At 63.4% G+C, this 16,559-nt stretch carries 15 protein-coding genes; 6 read left to right on the forward strand and 9 right to left on the reverse strand.

Annotated features, from left to right (window positions below; genetic code table 11):
• Positions 1-25: 25 nt before the first annotated feature.
• Positions 26-655 carry a helix-turn-helix domain-containing protein gene (locus HV675_RS01390; RefSeq protein ID WP_175108935.1) on the reverse strand — a complete coding sequence of 210 codons (630 nt, stop codon included), beginning with the start codon at positions 653-655 and terminating at the stop codon, positions 26-28.
• 423 nt (positions 656-1,078) lie between these two features.
• The gene (locus HV675_RS01395; protein WP_175108936.1) at positions 1,079-1,831 is read right to left on the reverse strand and encodes a winged helix-turn-helix transcriptional regulator; all 753 of its coding nucleotides are present in this window, start codon (positions 1,829-1,831) and stop codon (positions 1,079-1,081) included.
• A 419-nt stretch (positions 1,832-2,250) separates the two neighbouring features.
• On the opposite strand from HV675_RS01395, the gene HV675_RS01400 reads away from it, so the two are divergent.
• On the forward strand, positions 2,251-3,699 hold the full coding sequence (locus tag HV675_RS01400) for a helix-turn-helix transcriptional regulator (protein ID WP_175108937.1): 1,449 nt from the start codon (positions 2,251-2,253) through the stop codon (positions 3,697-3,699).
• Between the two features lie 217 nt (positions 3,700-3,916).
• On the forward strand, positions 3,917-4,558 hold the full coding sequence (locus HV675_RS01405; RefSeq protein WP_175108938.1) for a peroxiredoxin: 642 nt from the start codon (positions 3,917-3,919) through the stop codon (positions 4,556-4,558).
• 117 nt (positions 4,559-4,675) lie between these two features.
• Here the strand turns inward: HV675_RS01405 and HV675_RS01410 are convergent, their stop codons facing one another.
• From HV675_RS01410 to HV675_RS01440, 7 genes are all read right to left on the reverse strand, one after another.
• Positions 4,676-5,611, reverse strand: a complete 936-nt coding sequence (locus tag HV675_RS01410) for an anti-sigma factor family protein (protein ID WP_175108939.1) — start codon at positions 5,609-5,611, stop codon at positions 4,676-4,678.
• Positions 5,608-6,156 carry an RNA polymerase sigma factor gene (locus HV675_RS01415; RefSeq protein ID WP_175108940.1) on the reverse strand — a complete coding sequence of 183 codons (549 nt, stop codon included), beginning with the start codon at positions 6,154-6,156 and terminating at the stop codon, positions 5,608-5,610. The genes HV675_RS01410 and HV675_RS01415 overlap by 4 nt, the downstream gene beginning before the upstream one ends.
• 144 nt (positions 6,157-6,300) lie before the next feature.
• Complete coding sequence (locus HV675_RS01420) at positions 6,301-7,413, reverse strand: catalase family peroxidase (RefSeq protein ID WP_175108941.1); 1,113 nt, start codon at positions 7,411-7,413, stop codon at positions 6,301-6,303.
• A gap of 360 nt (positions 7,414-7,773) precedes the next feature.
• On the reverse strand, positions 7,774-8,565 hold the full coding sequence (trpC, locus tag HV675_RS01425) for an indole-3-glycerol phosphate synthase TrpC (RefSeq protein ID WP_175108942.1): 792 nt from the start codon (positions 8,563-8,565) through the stop codon (positions 7,774-7,776).
• Between the two features lie 241 nt (positions 8,566-8,806).
• On the reverse strand, positions 8,807-9,625 hold the full coding sequence (locus HV675_RS01430) for a molybdopterin-dependent oxidoreductase (RefSeq protein ID WP_175108943.1): 819 nt from the start codon (positions 9,623-9,625) through the stop codon (positions 8,807-8,809).
• On the reverse strand, positions 9,622-10,275 hold the full coding sequence (locus HV675_RS01435; protein WP_175108944.1) for a cytochrome b/b6 domain-containing protein: 654 nt from the start codon (positions 10,273-10,275) through the stop codon (positions 9,622-9,624). The genes HV675_RS01430 and HV675_RS01435 overlap by 4 nt, the downstream gene beginning before the upstream one ends.
• 182 nt (positions 10,276-10,457) lie before the next feature.
• Positions 10,458-11,090 carry a hypothetical protein gene (locus HV675_RS01440; protein WP_175108945.1) on the reverse strand — a complete coding sequence of 211 codons (633 nt, stop codon included), beginning with the start codon at positions 11,088-11,090 and terminating at the stop codon, positions 10,458-10,460.
• A gap of 145 nt (positions 11,091-11,235) precedes the next feature.
• On the opposite strand from HV675_RS01440, the gene HV675_RS01445 reads away from it, so the two are divergent.
• The 4 genes from HV675_RS01445 (at position 11,236) to HV675_RS01460 (ending at position 16,355) form a co-directional block, all read left to right on the forward strand.
• On the forward strand, positions 11,236-11,907 hold the full coding sequence (locus tag HV675_RS01445) for a heavy metal response regulator transcription factor (RefSeq protein WP_175108977.1): 672 nt from the start codon (positions 11,236-11,238) through the stop codon (positions 11,905-11,907).
• Positions 11,904-13,298: a heavy metal sensor histidine kinase gene (locus HV675_RS01450; RefSeq protein WP_175108946.1), complete on the forward strand. Its 1,395-nt coding sequence runs from the start codon at positions 11,904-11,906 to the stop codon at positions 13,296-13,298. Before HV675_RS01445 ends, HV675_RS01450 begins: the two co-directional genes overlap by 4 nt.
• A gap of 243 nt (positions 13,299-13,541) precedes the next feature.
• Positions 13,542-15,041 carry an L-piperidine-6-carboxylate dehydrogenase gene (amaB, locus tag HV675_RS01455; RefSeq protein ID WP_175108947.1) on the forward strand — a complete coding sequence of 500 codons (1,500 nt, stop codon included), beginning with the start codon at positions 13,542-13,544 and terminating at the stop codon, positions 15,039-15,041.
• Between the two features lie 141 nt (positions 15,042-15,182).
• The gene (locus HV675_RS01460) at positions 15,183-16,355 is read left to right on the forward strand and encodes an NAD(P)/FAD-dependent oxidoreductase (protein WP_175108948.1); all 1,173 of its coding nucleotides are present in this window, start codon (positions 15,183-15,185) and stop codon (positions 16,353-16,355) included.
• Positions 16,356-16,559 lie beyond the last annotated feature (204 nt).

Below are 16,559 nucleotides of genomic sequence, written 5' to 3' on the forward strand. Positions count from 1 at the left end.
CGCGGTATAGCGGGGCGCCGCAGGTCTACTTTTTAGCCGGCGTCTCGGCGGGCGGCTGCACGAGATCGGCGCCGGTCGCCATCCACAGCACTTCGGCGTCTTCTTCGCTCGTCGATACGGCCGCGTGGCCCGTGCGGCTATCGAAGTAGAGGCTGTCGCCGGCATTCAGATGGGTCGGCGCGTACAGCTCGGAATACAGGCACACACTGCCGCTGATCACGTACAGAAACTCTTCGCCCGCGTGGCGGCCCCAGTCGTCGAATGCATCGAGCGTATGGGCGGAAATGCGGATCCGGAACGGCAGCATGGCCTTGTGCGCGAGGTCGGTCGCGAGCAGTTCCATCTGGTAGCCGCGATACGCGTGACGTTCGCCGGCATCCTTGCGCGTGAGCGCGCGTCGGCCGCCCGCGGTCAGCTTCGTGGTCGCGCCGAACAGGTCGGCGAGGTCGATCTGCAGCCCGAGCACGATTTTTTGCAACACGTCGAAAGTCGGCGACATCAGGCCGTTTTCCACTTTCGACAGCGTCGAGCGCGACACGCCGCACAGGCGGCTCGCATTTTCCAGCGTCAGCTCGAGCGCGATCCGGGCAGCGCGCACGCGCCGGCCGAGGTCGGTCGTCGCTGACTCGGCGGGTTTGGCTGACGTGGTATCCATGGTCTGGCGTAGCGGAAAGACGGTTCGCGGCGTGCGCGCTTGCGGGTTTTTCGCGCGACCGGTTGTTTCCGATCATAACATCCTGCCGGCGTGCAACCGACGACGCTTCAGCACAAACCGCGAGACGGCCGATGCGATAGCGTTTCTCATCGGAAATTCGTGCGCGTCGACCGCTATCCGCATGCCGTCGCGCACCGGGGTCGCAAGAGGGCAGCCTGCACGCACTCCGGCGAGCCGCCCTATCAACAGGCGGCGAGCGCCACTATTCCGCAGGATTGTCCCAAACAGGCAAGAAGGTTCGCCAAAACGCGCGCGCCTTCGCGACTGGACAGAATACGCCTGGTCGATGGGCTAAAAATGCACCTAAGCGAGTCGGGTGCCGAAACCTGGCGGGGCCGTTCACCCAACTCGCTTCACGTGCAATCAGTAGGGATGGGCGGCGGCAAGCGCCTCACTCATCCTCGGAGCCGGGCTTGCTGCGGGCCGCGTCCTGACGAGGTCGAAAACGTAGCCGATCGAATAGACGGTTTTGAGCTGGAGGTTGCTGTGTTCACCGAGCGACAGTTTGCTGCGGAGCTTGTAAATATGCTGCTCGATGGACCGGCTGGCGATCACCGCCTCCTTGCCCCACACCGCGCGGGCAATCTGTTCGCGCGTGAGCAGCGTGCCCGCGTTGGCGAACAGCAGCCACGCGAGAGTCAGCTCGCGCGCGGTCAGCTTGATGTGCTGGCCGTTTACGCTGATCGCGCTGGTCGAGCGGTCGATCGTGTATTCGCCGAGCGAAATGCGGCTGTCGGAGTTCGCGCCGCCGCCGCTCTTCGCAATCGTGCGGCGCGCACGCGCCAGCACTTCCTTCGCGCAAGGCGAGCCGACCGCGATTTCATCGACGCCCGCGTCGAGCGCTTCGATGATGCTGTCCGAGTCCCACGCCTGCCCGATCATCATCACCGGCAGGTCGCGGCGGAAGTGGCACGCGCGCCACGACAGCACGCCGCGGCCGGCCGCGCAACTGCGGCCCGAGTCGAACAGCACGAGCGCGGTGTCATGGCGCTCGAGGAAGCGGATCAGCGGAAGCTCGCTCGTAAAGCGGATGCAACGGTAATTGCCGTCCTCTTCGAATGCCTTGTCGATCTCGCGAAACAGATGGTCGTTTTGTGTGTAAAAGGCAATCTGCATGATTTCTCCGTAACGGTCGCCGCGCTTCGCGTGGAAGCGCAATCCACCCCGGCAGGTCAGGTCTTGAGTCGTTTGGTCACGAGCAACATCGCGTCGTGCCCTGCTCAACACAACACGCGATAGCGGGGGCGTATTCCCACTTCGCATCTGAAACCCGCACATCAGATCGCTCCACTTGCCGATTCGCCAGCGGGACCGAAAGACATTCGGCTGGCGTATAGGAAATGAAAGGGAGTACTGGAAAGCGAAGCGCGGATGGCCGGCAAATCTCAACAATGCTCAAGTTCATTTAACGTGCCGGATTATTGAGAATCCTGGCCAACGGTTTGGCTACATTGGGTTCCGTTGCTGTGTTCGGGTTTGTCCTGAGCACTTCGGACGCTTGCCGCGTCTGCATCGGATCGCCAACGGAGCCCGCCATGCTTGCCACTTTCTACTTTCCCTACGTCTCGATGTTGACGTCGACGTCGATTCCGCCCGCGTTGACCGAACTGATTTCCGAGGGTCGGATTCAGGCCGCCGCCGCCCAGGCGTCGCGCCACGCCGATACCTGCGATCCCGATCTGTTACCGGGCTTGCTGCAATTGCACGGCGATCTGCAAATGGCGGTCGGGATGGACGTCGACGCCGAAGAGTCGTACCGCGAAGCGCAGAAACTGATGCGCGCATCGAAGGAACAGGTTCGCTTCGCATCGTGCCGCAACGCCGGCTGGCAGGCGCTGTTCCGCTGCCGCTACGGCACCGCGATGTCGTGCTTCATGCGTCTCGTCGACCAGCCGGGCAGCGACTTGCCGCTGCGTCTGGAAGGCTACTTCGGCATGTTCGGCGTGCTGTTCGGCCTCGGCCGCCTGCGCGACGCGGATGGCGTGCTCGACGCGCTCGACGATCTGATCGACGATTCGATGACGACGCTCACGAACGCACGCGGTTGGCGCGAGCTGCTGACCGCGGTGCGTTTCGACGTCGCGACGCAAAGCGAATTGCGCTCGCACCCGGAACTGAGCGATCACGTTTACTGGCAATCGAACCTTGCCGGCGAAGGCACGCCGCGTATCGCGCCGATGCAGGGCACGACGCCGCGCGTGAGCACGTACACCGTGCAGACGCCGCTGCTGCGCGCGCGCACCGACTACCTGAAACAGCTGATGCAGCTTGCCAACGGCCAGCGCGACGTCGGCCATGTGCTCGGCGCGCACGCGGACTGGGCCGGCAAGCAGGGTATCGCGAGCTACCAGGGCGCGGTGCGCATCGAGATCGTGCTCGCGAGCCTCGCGGGCGGCGCGCCGGCGCTCGCCGAGTCGATTCTCACGCTGCTCAACGCGGAAGTGCGGATGCCGCAAAGCCATCGCCAGCTCGAATATCTGTATTGTTTTGCGAAGCTGCGTCATCAGCAGGAGCGCAACGCGGAATCGCTGCGCGTCTATACGCGCTATGCGTTGACGGCGATGCGCTGCATTCGCGACGAAGCGGGCGCGCTCGCGCGCTACGCGCAGCGCACGGTGCGTGTGCCGGAGCAACTGGACGATATCGGCGCACGGCTGCCGGCGCGTTATCGCCGCGCGTACCGGTATCTGGTCGACAACCTCGACCGCAAGGATCTGTCGATTCGCGAGATCGCCGGCGAAATCGGCGTGACCGAGCGTGCGCTGCAAAGCGCGTTCAAGAGCAGCCTTGGCTCGACGCCGAGCGAAATCGTGCGCCGGTTGCGCATGGAGCGCATTCGCGCCGAGCTGCAGACCTCCGACGGCGCGCACGAGAACGGCATTCTCGCGACGGCGAACAAGTGGGGCGTCAGCAACCGCTCGACGCTCGTCAACAGCTACCGCCGTGAGTTCAACGAAGCGCCTTCCGATACGCTGAACCGCTAGGCCTCGATTCGCTGCAACGGTTGTTCCCGTGGTGATGGCGCGCAAGCGCCATCACCTTCTTTTTTGGCCGTCGTGTGAATGATGGCGGCCGCAGATCGCGGCGCCGCATCTGCTGCTCATATTTGAACGCGCTCTGCTGCTTGAGTGAAAAAATGCGCGAACGGTATGGTGAAGGGTGATACCGCTCCGTCCGGAGCATTGATCCTGGAGGCAGCAGATGAGCACGCTTTACCTGGGCGACACCGTGCCCGATTTCGAGCAGGACACCTCGATTGGCCGGATTCGTTTCTTCGATTGGGCCGGCGATTCATGGGTGGTGCTGTTTTCGCACCCGGCCGATTTCACGCCGGTTTGCACGACCGAGCTTGGCCTGACCGGCAAGCTGCAACCGGAGTTTGAAAAGCGCAATGTAAAGGCGATCGCGATTTCGGTCGACGATGCGGCTTCGCACCGCTCATGGATTGCCGATATTGAAGACACGCAGAAGACGGTGGTGGGTTTTCCGATCATCGCCGACAAAGACAAGACCGTTGCCGGGCTGTTCGACATGATTCACCCGAAGCAGTCGGGTACGGCCACCGTGCGTGCCGTTTTCATCATCGACCCGCAGCGCAAACTGCGTTTGACGCTGACCTATCCGATGAGTATCGGCCGCAACTTCGACGAGATTCTGCGTGTGATCGACGCATTGCAACTGAGCGACGCGCATGGCGTTGCGACGCCCGGCAACTGGCGTGCAGGCGACGACGTGATCATTCCGCTGTCGGTTCAGGACGAAGAGGAAATCCGGCGGCGTTTTCCGAAGGGGTATCGTGCGGAGCGTCCGTATTTGCGCTTTACGCCGCAACCGGACAAATAACCGCCGGTGCGGCCACCGGCGATTCAATGCGGCCGCTTCATGCAGCGCCCGGCGTGGGCGTTGCATGAAGCGCGTTGCAGCAGGTTGAAGTGCGAAATAAGTTGAAGGTCGCGTCGGCTAGCCGATCGTACCGTGTCCGATGGACGCGGAATTGGCCTTGCCGAATAGCTGATCGACGCCTTGCCCGGAAATCTGCTTGCCGATCGCCGTCAGGTCCATGTTTTTATTGTCGCCGCCGACCAGCGCGTAATGCAGTTCGTCCTGGCGCCACGTCACCACATGCATATCGGACACCTTTGAAGCGGCGACTGCCTGGTCGGGGCGCACGTCCTTCATCACACACAGTGCGACCGGCGGGCCTTCGGCCGGCAGGTACTCGATCTGCACGAGCGGCTTGCCCTGGAAGCGCAGACGCGTCACGCGCTTGAATGTGAGTCCCGCCGAGCTCAGATCGGGCACGCGCAACGATAGTTTGTCGTCTTGACGGATTTGCGCGACCGTCTGCGCCGACCCTTCGGTATCGACCGGCGTGAACGCGACCGTCTCGCGCGTGAATAGCTTCTGGTAGTCGACCACCGCGCGAATCCACGGCGACGGAGCGTCGTTCGACGCCGTCGCGAATGCGCCGCCTTGCCCTGGGCTCAGGCCCGGTGCGAGACGCAATACCGCGCCGAAGCAGAATGCACCGGCGACAAACGCGACCGCGAGCCACGCAGGCGCGATGCGCAGGCGCGAACGCACCGGCGCGGACGGCGGCATCTGCGCGTCGTGTTCGATATGCGCGTCGTTCGCGCTGCGGTCAGCGGACGGTGCAGCGGCGGGAGCCGCATGCGCGCGCGTCAGCGCTTCGATTTTTTTCGTTAAGCTTTCAGGGACGGGGGGCAGCTTCTGGTCGGCGAACGCCTCGTCATAGGGTAGGCGCGACGCTGAGAAAAGCGCGACACGCTCCGCTGCTTCGGGTGACGTCGCAAGCTCTTTCTCGATTTCCTGGCGTTCGTTGGGCGATAAATCACCGTCGACATACGCCATCAATAGCATGTCGTCCAATTTCATGAAACTTCGCCCTTACTTTTTACCGTGTTCTTCATTTTCTGGCCTTCTCGCACGCCGAAATGCGCGCCTATGGCCTGGCGGGCCCTCGACAAACGGCTCATGACCGTTCCGACGGGCACCTCGAGGACTTCCGCAGCCTCGCTATAGCTCAGGCCTTCCACCGCTACCAAAAGCATAACGACGCGTTGTGCTTCCGGCAAGCGTGCGACAGCATCGATGACCTGTCCGTTCATCACATGATCTTCAGGCGAACGCGCGGCTGGATCGGCGACGGTTTCGAGCAGCGCATCGTCCCATTGCATGCTGGAACGGCTACGCACGCTACGTGCCCGCAATTCGTTGATCCAGGTCGAATGCACGATCGAAAACATCCAGCTAAGCGGCGCCGTGCCGGGCCGTAGCTGGTGAGCACGCTCGAGAGCGCGCACGCATGCGCGCTGTACGAGATCTTCCGCATCGTGCTGATCACCGGTGATGCGCAGCGCGAATGCCCACAGGCGCGGCAGCATGCCCGGCAGGAGGCTGGGTAAGTCTGCGTCGGTCATCGACGGAGTTCCTCGTTTGTCCCTTGTAGTAATCGAAGCGCGTCGTCCAAGGCGACGCTTGATGCGACCGCGCGCCGGAGCACACGATAACGTACGAGTTTAACTTCTCGTAATAAAGTCTGCTGAGCATTGCTTGTTCTGAGGCTAACGTTTGCTTGCGTAACGAACTTCTTCCGACATGCGGCGGTAAAACGATTCCATATAGGTGGCCGCACGGGCGGACAGGAGCGGGTCCCCGGACGGTTCAATGCCCGCCGGCAAAATCAGCGGATCGAAATCGATATTGCGGCAACGCCCATCGATCTGCGCCTGCGCACTCTCGACCACCAGCGTGCCGGCATCGACGCGCAGGCGATCGGGCGTTTGCACCCACAGTTGCGTCGAATCGTCGATCGCGTCGCCGGGCCGCGCGACTGCGAGTATCAGATGCCAGCGCAACGGACCCTGCCGAAGCGTGTTGACGAGCCGGTGCGCGAGAAAATCCGGATCGCGTCGCTGTGCCGCGGCAACGGGCTCATAGGCCACCTCGGGCACCATGCTCCAGCGCACGTATTGCGAAGTACCGTCCGCCTTCACGAAGCGAAACGCACTGACGCCGTAGTACGTCGCGTTGTCGAAGCCCGACGACGCCGGATGCGTTCGCGTCCACGCGCGAAAGGCGCGCGCCTCCGGATGCTGCGCCTCGAACTCGGCGACGCGCGCCGGGTCCGGTTTACCGGTTCCTTTGTCCTCGCGTTGCGCTGCGAGTTCCGCGACGAACTCGTCCGGCGTCCTGACCGAAAAGATCGGCACCGAATTCATTGCGGTTCGCCACTCTTCGCCGTCCGGCACCGCGAAGCGAAGCGCAAGACTGCGCAATCGCGATTCGCCGTCCGCGACGGACGGATTCGTGCCGGGCACCGAGAAGCGTCCGACGATCGGCACCACGCCCGGCGCAAATACGCGGGCACGCGAAAGTGCGGCGCCTGCGCCGTTGCTGTCGAAGTGCCCGGCAATGCAGATACCTTTCGCGTGATTGCGGCGAAAACCCGGGTGCGGGCCGGTGGTCGCCTCGAACGCGTTGACGACGCGCGTGGCGGAAAGCGGCGCGCGATGCACGGGCCAACCGACCCAGCCCGCTGAAAAAGCATATGCGAACGAAATCCCGCCGATCGCGACGACGATGATCGCGTAGCGCAGCAGAAGCGATGGAGAGGCCCATCCTGCGCTCGACGCGCCGCGCAGCACTTGGTTCAGGTACTCGAGCGTTTTCGCCATCAATAATTTCCAGCCTGGCCCGGCCTTCAGCGCCTTGAGTGGCCCGTCGTCAATTCGTGCGGGAATGCTCGAGGCGACCTTCAGACGCTTACGCGCGCCAATGAAGCGGATAAGCGTCGGTAAGCGCAATCAAGCGGGCCAGTATAGCCGAGCGCCGCCTTTACTGCAGCCGCGTCAGCGCATTTCAATTAGGGCTGGAATTGCGGCGGACGAATGTGATGGATGGCGAATGAATCAGGTCATTAAGGATGCTCAGGCGCTTTTGAATTTCACGCGCGGCGCGTTCGCTTTTGGCTGGCCTTGTTTAGCGATATGGTCGCGCGTGTTTAGTTGCCGCGGCTTCGCGCCGCGCAGCGATTTTTATTCGCTGAAGAAAAGTCGCGCGAGTTCCGCGCCCGGGTCTGCAGCACGCATGAAAGCCTCGCCGACGAGGAACGTGTCGACGCCCGCGCCGCGCATCCGGTCGACGTCGGCGGGGCGCAGAATGCCCGACTCGGTGACGACGATGCGGTCGTCCGGAATGTCGCGCAGCATGCCGAGCGTTGTGTCGAGCGTCACTTCGAACGTGCGCAGATTGCGATTGTTGATGCCGACAAGCGGTGTCTTGAGCGTCAGCGCGACGTCGAGCTCTTCGCGCGAGTGCACTTCGACGAGCACGGCCATGTTCAGCGAATGGGCAAGCGCTTCGAAATCGCGCATCTGCGCGGGTTCGAGCGCCGCGGCGATCAGCAGGATGCAGTCGGCGCCCATCGCGCGCGCTTCGTGAAGCTGATACGCGTCGACCATGAAGTCCTTGCGCAGCACGGGCAGTTCGCATGCGTTGCGCGCGGCGGTGAGATCGGCGGCGGAGCCCTGAAAGAACGTGTTGTCGGTCAACACCGACATGCATGCGGCGCCATGCCGCTGATACGACGCGGAAATCTGCGCCGGTTCGAACGGATCGCGAATCAGCCCCTTTGACGGGCTCGCTTTCTTCGCCTCCGCGATCACCGCGGGCAAGCCGCTCGCGTGTTTTGCGCGCAGTGCGCCGACGAAATCGCGCACCGGCTGCGCCGCGCCGTCGCGCTGCAGGACTTCGATCGGCTTCGTTTGCCGGCTCGCGGCGATTTCCTCGCGCTTGACAGCGATGATTCTGGTCAGAACATCGGACATGGTGGACTCGTTGGCTTCAAGGTAAATCGTGAACTGGCCGTCGATTCATTCGGTCGGCGCCCTGAGTGTCTGAACAGCCGTCGCGCACCCGATATTCCGATGGAATTCGCTTACTGACCGCTTCTTCTCGTATTGCGTACTCCGTTTCGCGTGACGCGAAAGGAGACGCTCATTCATCCGCGCCATGCGCGGCCGCAATGGAATGGCGCGACACATCGACGCGATTCGTCAGAATAATATGTCAGGAGCCGCTAAACCAGTTGTAGCCCTGGTCTTCCCAATAGCCGCCCGGATACTCGTTGGTCACGAAAATGGCCGCGATATGCTTCGGGTTCTTGAAGCCGAGCTTGGTCGGCACCCGTAGCTTGAGCGGGTAGCCGTATTTGGGCGGCAGCGGCGCGTTGCCGAAGTCGAGCGTGAGCAATGTCTGCGGATGCAGCGCGGTGGCCATGTCGAGGCTCGTGTAGTAATGGTCCGCACACTTGAAGCCGACGTAGCGCGCCGACGTGTCCGCGCCGATCCGTTGCAGAAACGTGCGAAACGGCACGCCGCGCCATTCGCCGATCGCGCTCCAGCCTTCGATGCAGATATGCCGCGTGATCTGCGACGTTTGCGGCAGCGTGCGCAGCCGCGCGAGATTCCAGTCGCTCCTGTCGGCCACCAGACCGGAAATTTCGAGCGCGTAGTCGGAGCCGTCGATATCCGGCACGTTGTACTCGGGGTAGTACGCGTTGAACGGAAACGGCTTCGTGATCTGGCTGGCCGCATAGGTCGGCGCGAGCCGGTTCGGGTTGAAGAGCCAGCCCTGCACGCGGTCGTTCCAGCGGGACATCGCCCACAACACCTTGTCGACCGAATCGCCGTCCTGCATGTTGCAGCCGGACAGCATCGCCAGCGCGCCGAGCGAGAGCGACGAGCGCAGAAAGAGGCGCCGCTGCACGCGCTCGAGTTGCGGCTTGTGCTCGGCGAGCACGATGCGCTCACGCTGCGATTGCGCACGCGAATCGCGCAAGGCGTGACCGGTATCGGCCGGGTTGATCGGTTTGCGCGGATGACTCATGCGTCGGCGGCTCCTTCGTGAACGACGCGCCGCGCGCGGCCGGTGATCATCGACGGCAGCGTGCGCGGGACAAGAATGACGAGTGCGAGATGCACGACGACGAAACCGACTACGCCCGCCATTGCCGCGAAATGCACGCGGCGCGCGAAGTCGTAGCCGCCGAACAGATTGACCAGCCAGTCGAATTGCACGGGTTTCCAGATCGACAGGCCTGATGCGACAAGCAGCACGCCGAGCAGCAGCACGACCACATAGAGCAGCCGCTGCACCGCGTTGTACACGCCGGTTTCATGAGGCAGGCGAAAGGTCAGCGCGAGGCGGACGTCGCGCACCACGTCGCGTGGACGGAGCGGCAGGAAATGCTGGCGGAAATGCCGCGTCGCGAATCCGTGCGCCACATAGATGAGGCCGTTTCCGACGAGCAGCCACATCGCCGCGAAATGCCACGCGAGCGAGCCCCCGAGCCAGCCGCCGACGGTCGCCCACACCGGAAAACTGAACGGAAAGAGCGGCGACGCGTTGTAGATCGCCCAGCCGCTCATCACCATGCAGACCATCGCGAACGCGTTGATCCAGTGCGTGATGCGCACGACGAGCGAATGCACGACGATGCGCGGCGCGCGCGTGCGGTTCGACTCTTTTGCTGCCATCGCATGTACCCGCTTCGAAACGAAATGAAGAAAAGGCGAAGCCGGCGGCCGTTCCCACAGCGGGTCCGGCGGCCGGCGTTTCTGCTGCTGTGTCGCCGCGGTGATGTCCCTGCAGTCATGTTCCTGCAGTTGCGTACCCGCGGCTGCGTATCAGCGGTTGAGCACCGCTGTCGCGACGCGATTTACATCGGCGGCGTGACGCCGTTCTTGCCGGCGGAAATGAAATTGGCTGTCAGCGATCCGTCAGCTTCGTTGTGCGCAAACAGCACGACCTTCGCGCCGGGCACCAGCAGCGACGCGTCGCCCGGTTCGAGATCGACGATAGGCACATCCTCCGGCACGAAGATCTTCTTCTCGCCGCCCTTGTACTTGACGGTGATCGTGCGGCCGTCGCTGACCACGACGTTGCCGACCGTGCCGTTCGTCATCGAGCTGTTCGGGCCGAGGTCCCACGGACGATGGCCATCGCCGCTGCCGCGCATGCTTTCGGGGAAGACGTGCACCTCGAGCGCCTTCAGCGTGCCGTTCGCCTGCGGCACGGCGGCCGTGCCGATATAGCTGTTCGACTTGATCTCGGTGATCTTCGCGATCGTGACTGCGCGGATCGGCGTGTTCGGCGCGACCTTCACATCGAGATCCTTACCGTCGCGCGTATGCACTTTCAGGTCATTGCCTGCGAACGACGTAATCGTGCCGCGTACGCCGGTCGGCTGGGCATTCTGCGCATACGCGGCGGTGCCGGCGGCGAGCAGTGCACCGGCCATCAGCGCCGGCGTGACGAGACTGCGCATGAAACCGCGAGGAACGAGCTTCATCTGTTGCCTTATCAGTGGTTGAGGATTTTTCGAGCGTAATGGCCGGATTCGCTCGCGAGGGTGACCGCCGGATGACAAAAACGTCATGAACGTGATGAAAGCCGGGCATAGAATCGCGGAAGGCAAATCAATGACAGCAAGCAATATGGGCATTCTCGTGATCGAAGACGATCCGAAGACCGGCGACTACCTGAAGAAAGGGTTGCGCGAGAGCGGCTACGCGGTCGATCTCGCGCGCACCGGCACCGATGGCCTGCATATGGCGCTCGAGCAGGCATACGACCTGGTCGTGCTGGACGTGATGCTGCCGGGCATCGACGGCTGGGAGATCATGCGTTCGCTACGCGCGAAGCGCGACGTGCGCGTCATTTTTCTGACTGCGCGCGACCATGTCAGCGACCGCATTCACGGACTCGAACTCGGTGCGGACGACTATCTGGTCAAGCCGTTTTCGTTTACCGAACTGGTGCTGCGCATCCGCACGCTGCTGCGGCGCGGGGTGATCCGCGAGCGCGATGTGTTCGAGGTGGCGGACCTGAAGCTCGACGTGCTGCGCCGCAAGGCGACCCGCGAAGGCGTCGAGATTCCGCTGACGAACAAGGAATTCATGCTGCTGCATCTGCTCGTGCGCCGTCAGGGCGAGGCGCTGTCGCGCTCGCAGATCGCATCGGAAGTGTGGGACATGAACTTCGACAGCGACACCAACGTCGTCGATGTCGCGGTGAAGCGGCTGCGCGCGAAAATCGACCATCCGTTTGAAAAGAAGCTGATTCATACGGTGCGCAGCATCGGCTATACGCTTGACGACGGTTCATGAGATTCTGGACAGCACGCTCGCTGACCGTCCGCACGACGGTCTTTTTCGCGTTGATCGCGTGCACGGTGATCGCCGCGCTCGGCGCGTATTTCTACCATTCTGAGCGCATCGCGCTCGAGCATCGCGCGGACATCGCACTGATGAGCCGTGCCGAGCACTTCAGCCGGCTCGCGCGGCAGATGTACACCGTCAACGAATTGAAAGCACGGCCGCTCCTGTTCGAATCGATGCTCGGCGCCGAGCAGGACGTGCTGATTTTCAAGCGGCCGGGCGAGCCGCCGTTTATCGACGTCAATCCGCAGCGCGTACCGGTGCCCGAGCTTGGCGATAATCGCGCGCACGAACCGCAGCGCTCCGATATCACCGAGACGTCGCTGCCGGATGGCGTGCGCATGCACTGGACGTACGCCACGACGATCGCGCGCGAGGATGGCCAGCCGGTCACGGTGATCGCGGGGCATCCGCTCGCCAGCGAGGCACGCGTGCTTGCCGAATACCGCGCGCGGATCATTCTGGCCACGCTTGCCGGCGCGCTGGCCGCGACACTGCTTGCGTACGGCGTGCTGCGACGCGGCTTTCGCCCGGTGCATGAAATTGCGGAGCGCGCCGCGCAGGTCAGTCCGACGAGTCTGTCGGTGCGCCTCGATAGCCGTCGGGCGCCGGCCGAATTGCGGCAGCTCGCCGACGCTTTCAATGCGATGCTCGATCGTCTTGCCGAAGGCTACCAGCGCCTGTCGCAGTTCTCCGCCGATCTCGCCCATGAAATTCGCACGCCGGTCAATGTGCTGATCGGCCAGACGCAGGTGACGCTCGCGCAAACGCGCGATGTCGACGAGTATCAGCAGACGCTCGAATCGAATCTCGAAGAGCTGAACCGGTTGAGCCATCTTGCGGAAAACATGCTGTTTCTCGCACGCGTGGATCACGCGGCGCTCGCGATCGACCGCGAGCCGGTCGCCCTGGCCGACGAGCTCAACAAGATTGCCGAGTACTTCGAAGGGATTGCCGACGAGCGCGGCATGCGCTTCGATGTCGACGCGCGAGGCGCGCTGTGGGCGAACCCGATGCTGTGCCGGCGTGCGATCAACAATCTGGTCGTCAATGCGGTGCGCTACGGCGCGAGCGATACGGTGGTGCGGCTCAAAGGCGAAGAGAACGAGCGCGGCTCGATGGTCGTCGTCGAGAATGAAGGGCACATTCCTGCCGATCTGATGGCGCGTCTGTTCGACCGCTTTTATCGCGCGGATGCCGCGCGCAGCCGCTTTACCGAATCGAGCGGACTCGGGCTCGCCATCGTCAAGGCGATCATGAGTCTGCATGGCGGCACGGCGTTGGTGTCGTGTCCGGTACCGACTGTCGTACGCTTCGAGCTGCACTTTCCGCACCGCTGATCGCAGCGGCTCGCGTTGCCGTAATTTCCAATAAGAAACATTTCTGTGCACGCGGACGGCATGCGCGCCCGGCTCCGGGCCGTGCTCCGCTAATACTCGGGAAAACCCTTTATTTTGCCGATTTAAAGGGTACTAATCTGCGCCACTCCCGCGTTCTGTCATCGACCTTGCCGCGCTAAAACCCGGCGTGTATAGTCTGCGAACCGTCTTTTGTTTCGTATTGGAAATTAAAAGGGAGCCAAGATGAACGCCTCGACCATCCTCGCCGAACTCGGCATTGCCGACGCGGTGCAAGCAGGCGACATCGCCGTCCATTCGCCGATCACGGGCGAGTTGATCGGCCGCGTGCCGAATTGCCCGGCGGCGCACACCGAGGCGGCGCTCGCCGCCGCGCAGGAGGCGTTCGCCGTCTGGCGCAACGTGCCTGCGCCGCGGCGCGGCGAGCTCGTGCGTCTGCTCGGCAACCGTCTGCGCGAGAAAAAGCAGGCGCTTGGCAGCCTCGTTTCGCTCGAAACCGGCAAGATCCTGCAGGAAGGGCTCGGCGAAGTGCAGGAGATGATCGACATCTGCGACTTCGCGGTCGGCCTGTCGCGACAACTGTATGGCCTCACGATCGCGTCCGAGCGTGCGGGGCACCGGATGGCCGAGTCATGGCATCCGCTTGGCGCTTGCGTGGTGATTTCCGCGTTTAATTTCCCGGTTGCCGTGTGGTCGTGGAATGCGGCGCTCGCGCTCGTATGCGGCAACGCGGTGGTGTGGAAGCCTTCCGAGAAGACGCCGCTCACCGCCGTCGCGGTCGACCGCATCCTGAACGACGCGTTGCGCGAATTCGGCGATGCGCCGGCCGGGCTCACCGCGCTCGTCACCGGCGGGCGCGAAGTCGGCGCGAAGCTGGTCGCCGATCCGCGCGCGTCGCTGGTCAGCGCGACAGGCAGCACTGCCATGGGCCGCACGGTCGGCGTTGAAGTCGCGAAGCGTTTTGGACGGTCGTTGCTCGAACTCGGCGGCAATAACGCCGGTATCGTCACGCCGAGTGCGGACCGCGAACTCGCGTTGCGCGCCATTCTTTTTTCGGCGGTCGGCACTGCGGGGCAGCGCTGCACGTCGCTGCGGCGTCTGTTCGTTCACGAGAGCGTCTACGAGCAAACCGTCGAAAGGCTCAAGCAACTGTATGCGAAGGTGCCGATCGGCAATCCGCTCGAGAAAGGCACGCTGATGGGGCCGCTGATCGACAAGGCCGCGTACGAGCGGATGCAGGCCGCGCTCGAACAGGCGCGCGCGGAAGGCGGCACGGTGTCCGGCGGCGAGCGTGTCGAAGTCGAAGGCTATCAGGGCGGCTATTACGTGCGTCCGGCGTTGGTGGAAATGCCGTCGCAAACGGCAGTCGTGCTGACGGAGACGTTCGCGCCGATTCTCTACGTGCTGCGCTACAAGGATTTCGATGCGGCCGTCGACGCGAATAACGCGGCGTCGCATGGGCTGTCGTCGTGTGTGTTCACCACGGACCTGCGCGAAGCGGAGCGTTTCCTGTCCGCGTCGGGCAGCGATTGTGGAATCGCGAACGTGAACATCGGACCGAGCGGCGCGGAGATCGGCGGCGCGTTCGGCGGCGAAAAGGAAACCGGCGGTGGTCGCGAGTCGGGCTCCGACGCGTGGAAGGCGTATATGCGCCGCGCGACGAACACCGTCAACTATTCGTCGGCGCTACCGCTCGCGCAAGGAATCGACTTCAATCTCGGCTGACGCGCGATGCTTGGCGTTGCCTGGCCTGGTGCGATGCCAGGTCATCGGGTGCAGCGCCGGGCGGTCCCGTTGGGTCTCGTTGGGGTCTCGTTGGTCATCGTTGTCATGGTTGGCAGTGTTGTCATCGTTGGAGCGTGACAGGTGAGTCAGAAAGTCGTCATCGTCGGCGGGGGCGTGATCGGCAGCGCGGTCGCGTATTTTCTGCGCGCCTCCGATCCGACGGTGGACGTGACCGTGATCGAGCGCGATCCGAGCTATGCGCGCTCATCGTCGGCGCTATCGGCCGCGTCGATCCGCCAGCAGTTCTCGACGCCGCTATCGGTGCAGATGTCGCTGTTCGGCATCGAGTTTCTGCGCTCGATCGGCGAGCGGCTCGCGGTCGGCGGCACGCGGCCGTCGATCGATCTGCATGAAGGCGGCTATCTGTTCCTCGCGACGCCCACCGGCGTGGGGACGCTGCGCGACAATCACGCGCTGCAGACGCGGCTTGGCGCCGATATCCGGTTGCTCGACTCGCAGGCGCTCGCGGCGCGCTTTCCGTGGCTCAATACCGACGACCTTGCCGCGGGTTCGCTGGGCGAAAGCGGCGAGGGCTGGTTCGACGGGTACGGGCTCGTGCAGGCGCTGCGCAAGAAGGCGCAGGCGCTCGGCGCGCACTACATGGCTTACGACGTGACGGCGCTCGAGCGGGACGGCCGGCGCGTGACGCAGGTGGTGACCGCGAACGGCGCGGCCTATCCGTGCGACGTGGTGGTCAACGCGGCCGGCGCATGGTCGCGCCGGGTCGCGGCGATGCTCGATATCGACCTGCCGGTATTCGCACGCCGCCGCAGCATCTTCAATGTGAGTTCGCCGGCGCGCCTCGAACGGTGCCCGCTTCTGATCGATCCGAGCGGCGTGTACTTCCGTCCGGAAGGGCAGACCTATATTTGCGGTACGTCGCCGGGCGCGGACAACGACCCCGACGACTTGCCGCTTGACGACGTCGACCACGCGCTGTTCGACGAGGTGATCTGGCCGACGCTCGCGCATCGCGTGCCGCAGTTCGAAGCGTTGCGCGTGCTTCATGCGTGGTCCGGGTACTACGAATACAACGTGTTCGATCAGAACGCGATTATCGGTTTGCATGCCGACGTCGATAACTGCATCTTTGCGAACGGGTTCAGCGGCCATGGGCTGCAGCAGGGGCCGGCCACCGGGCGCGGCGTTAGCGAACTTATCCTGCACGGGCGATACACGACGCTCGATCTGTCGATGCTCGGTTTCGAACGGGTGCTGGCCAACCGGCCGTTCGTCGAGAAGAACGTTGTCTGAACAACGGTGCGATGCGGCTCGGCTTGCCATCTGCGGCCGTGCACGGTTTGCAGCGTGGTACCCGAATATCAATCGCTTCAAGCACTTGGCATAGTCTTGCGCAGGATGTCCACAGGCTTGCGCACGGGAACTGTGGATAACGCGGACCTACGACGAACGGGCGTTGCCGTATGGCGAGCACGGGCACGAATGTGAGGCGCATCA

The sequence above is a fragment of the Paraburkholderia solisilvae genome (genome assembly GCF_902859875.1).
GTDB classification, from domain to species: Bacteria; Pseudomonadota; Gammaproteobacteria; order Burkholderiales; family Burkholderiaceae; genus Paraburkholderia; species Paraburkholderia solisilvae.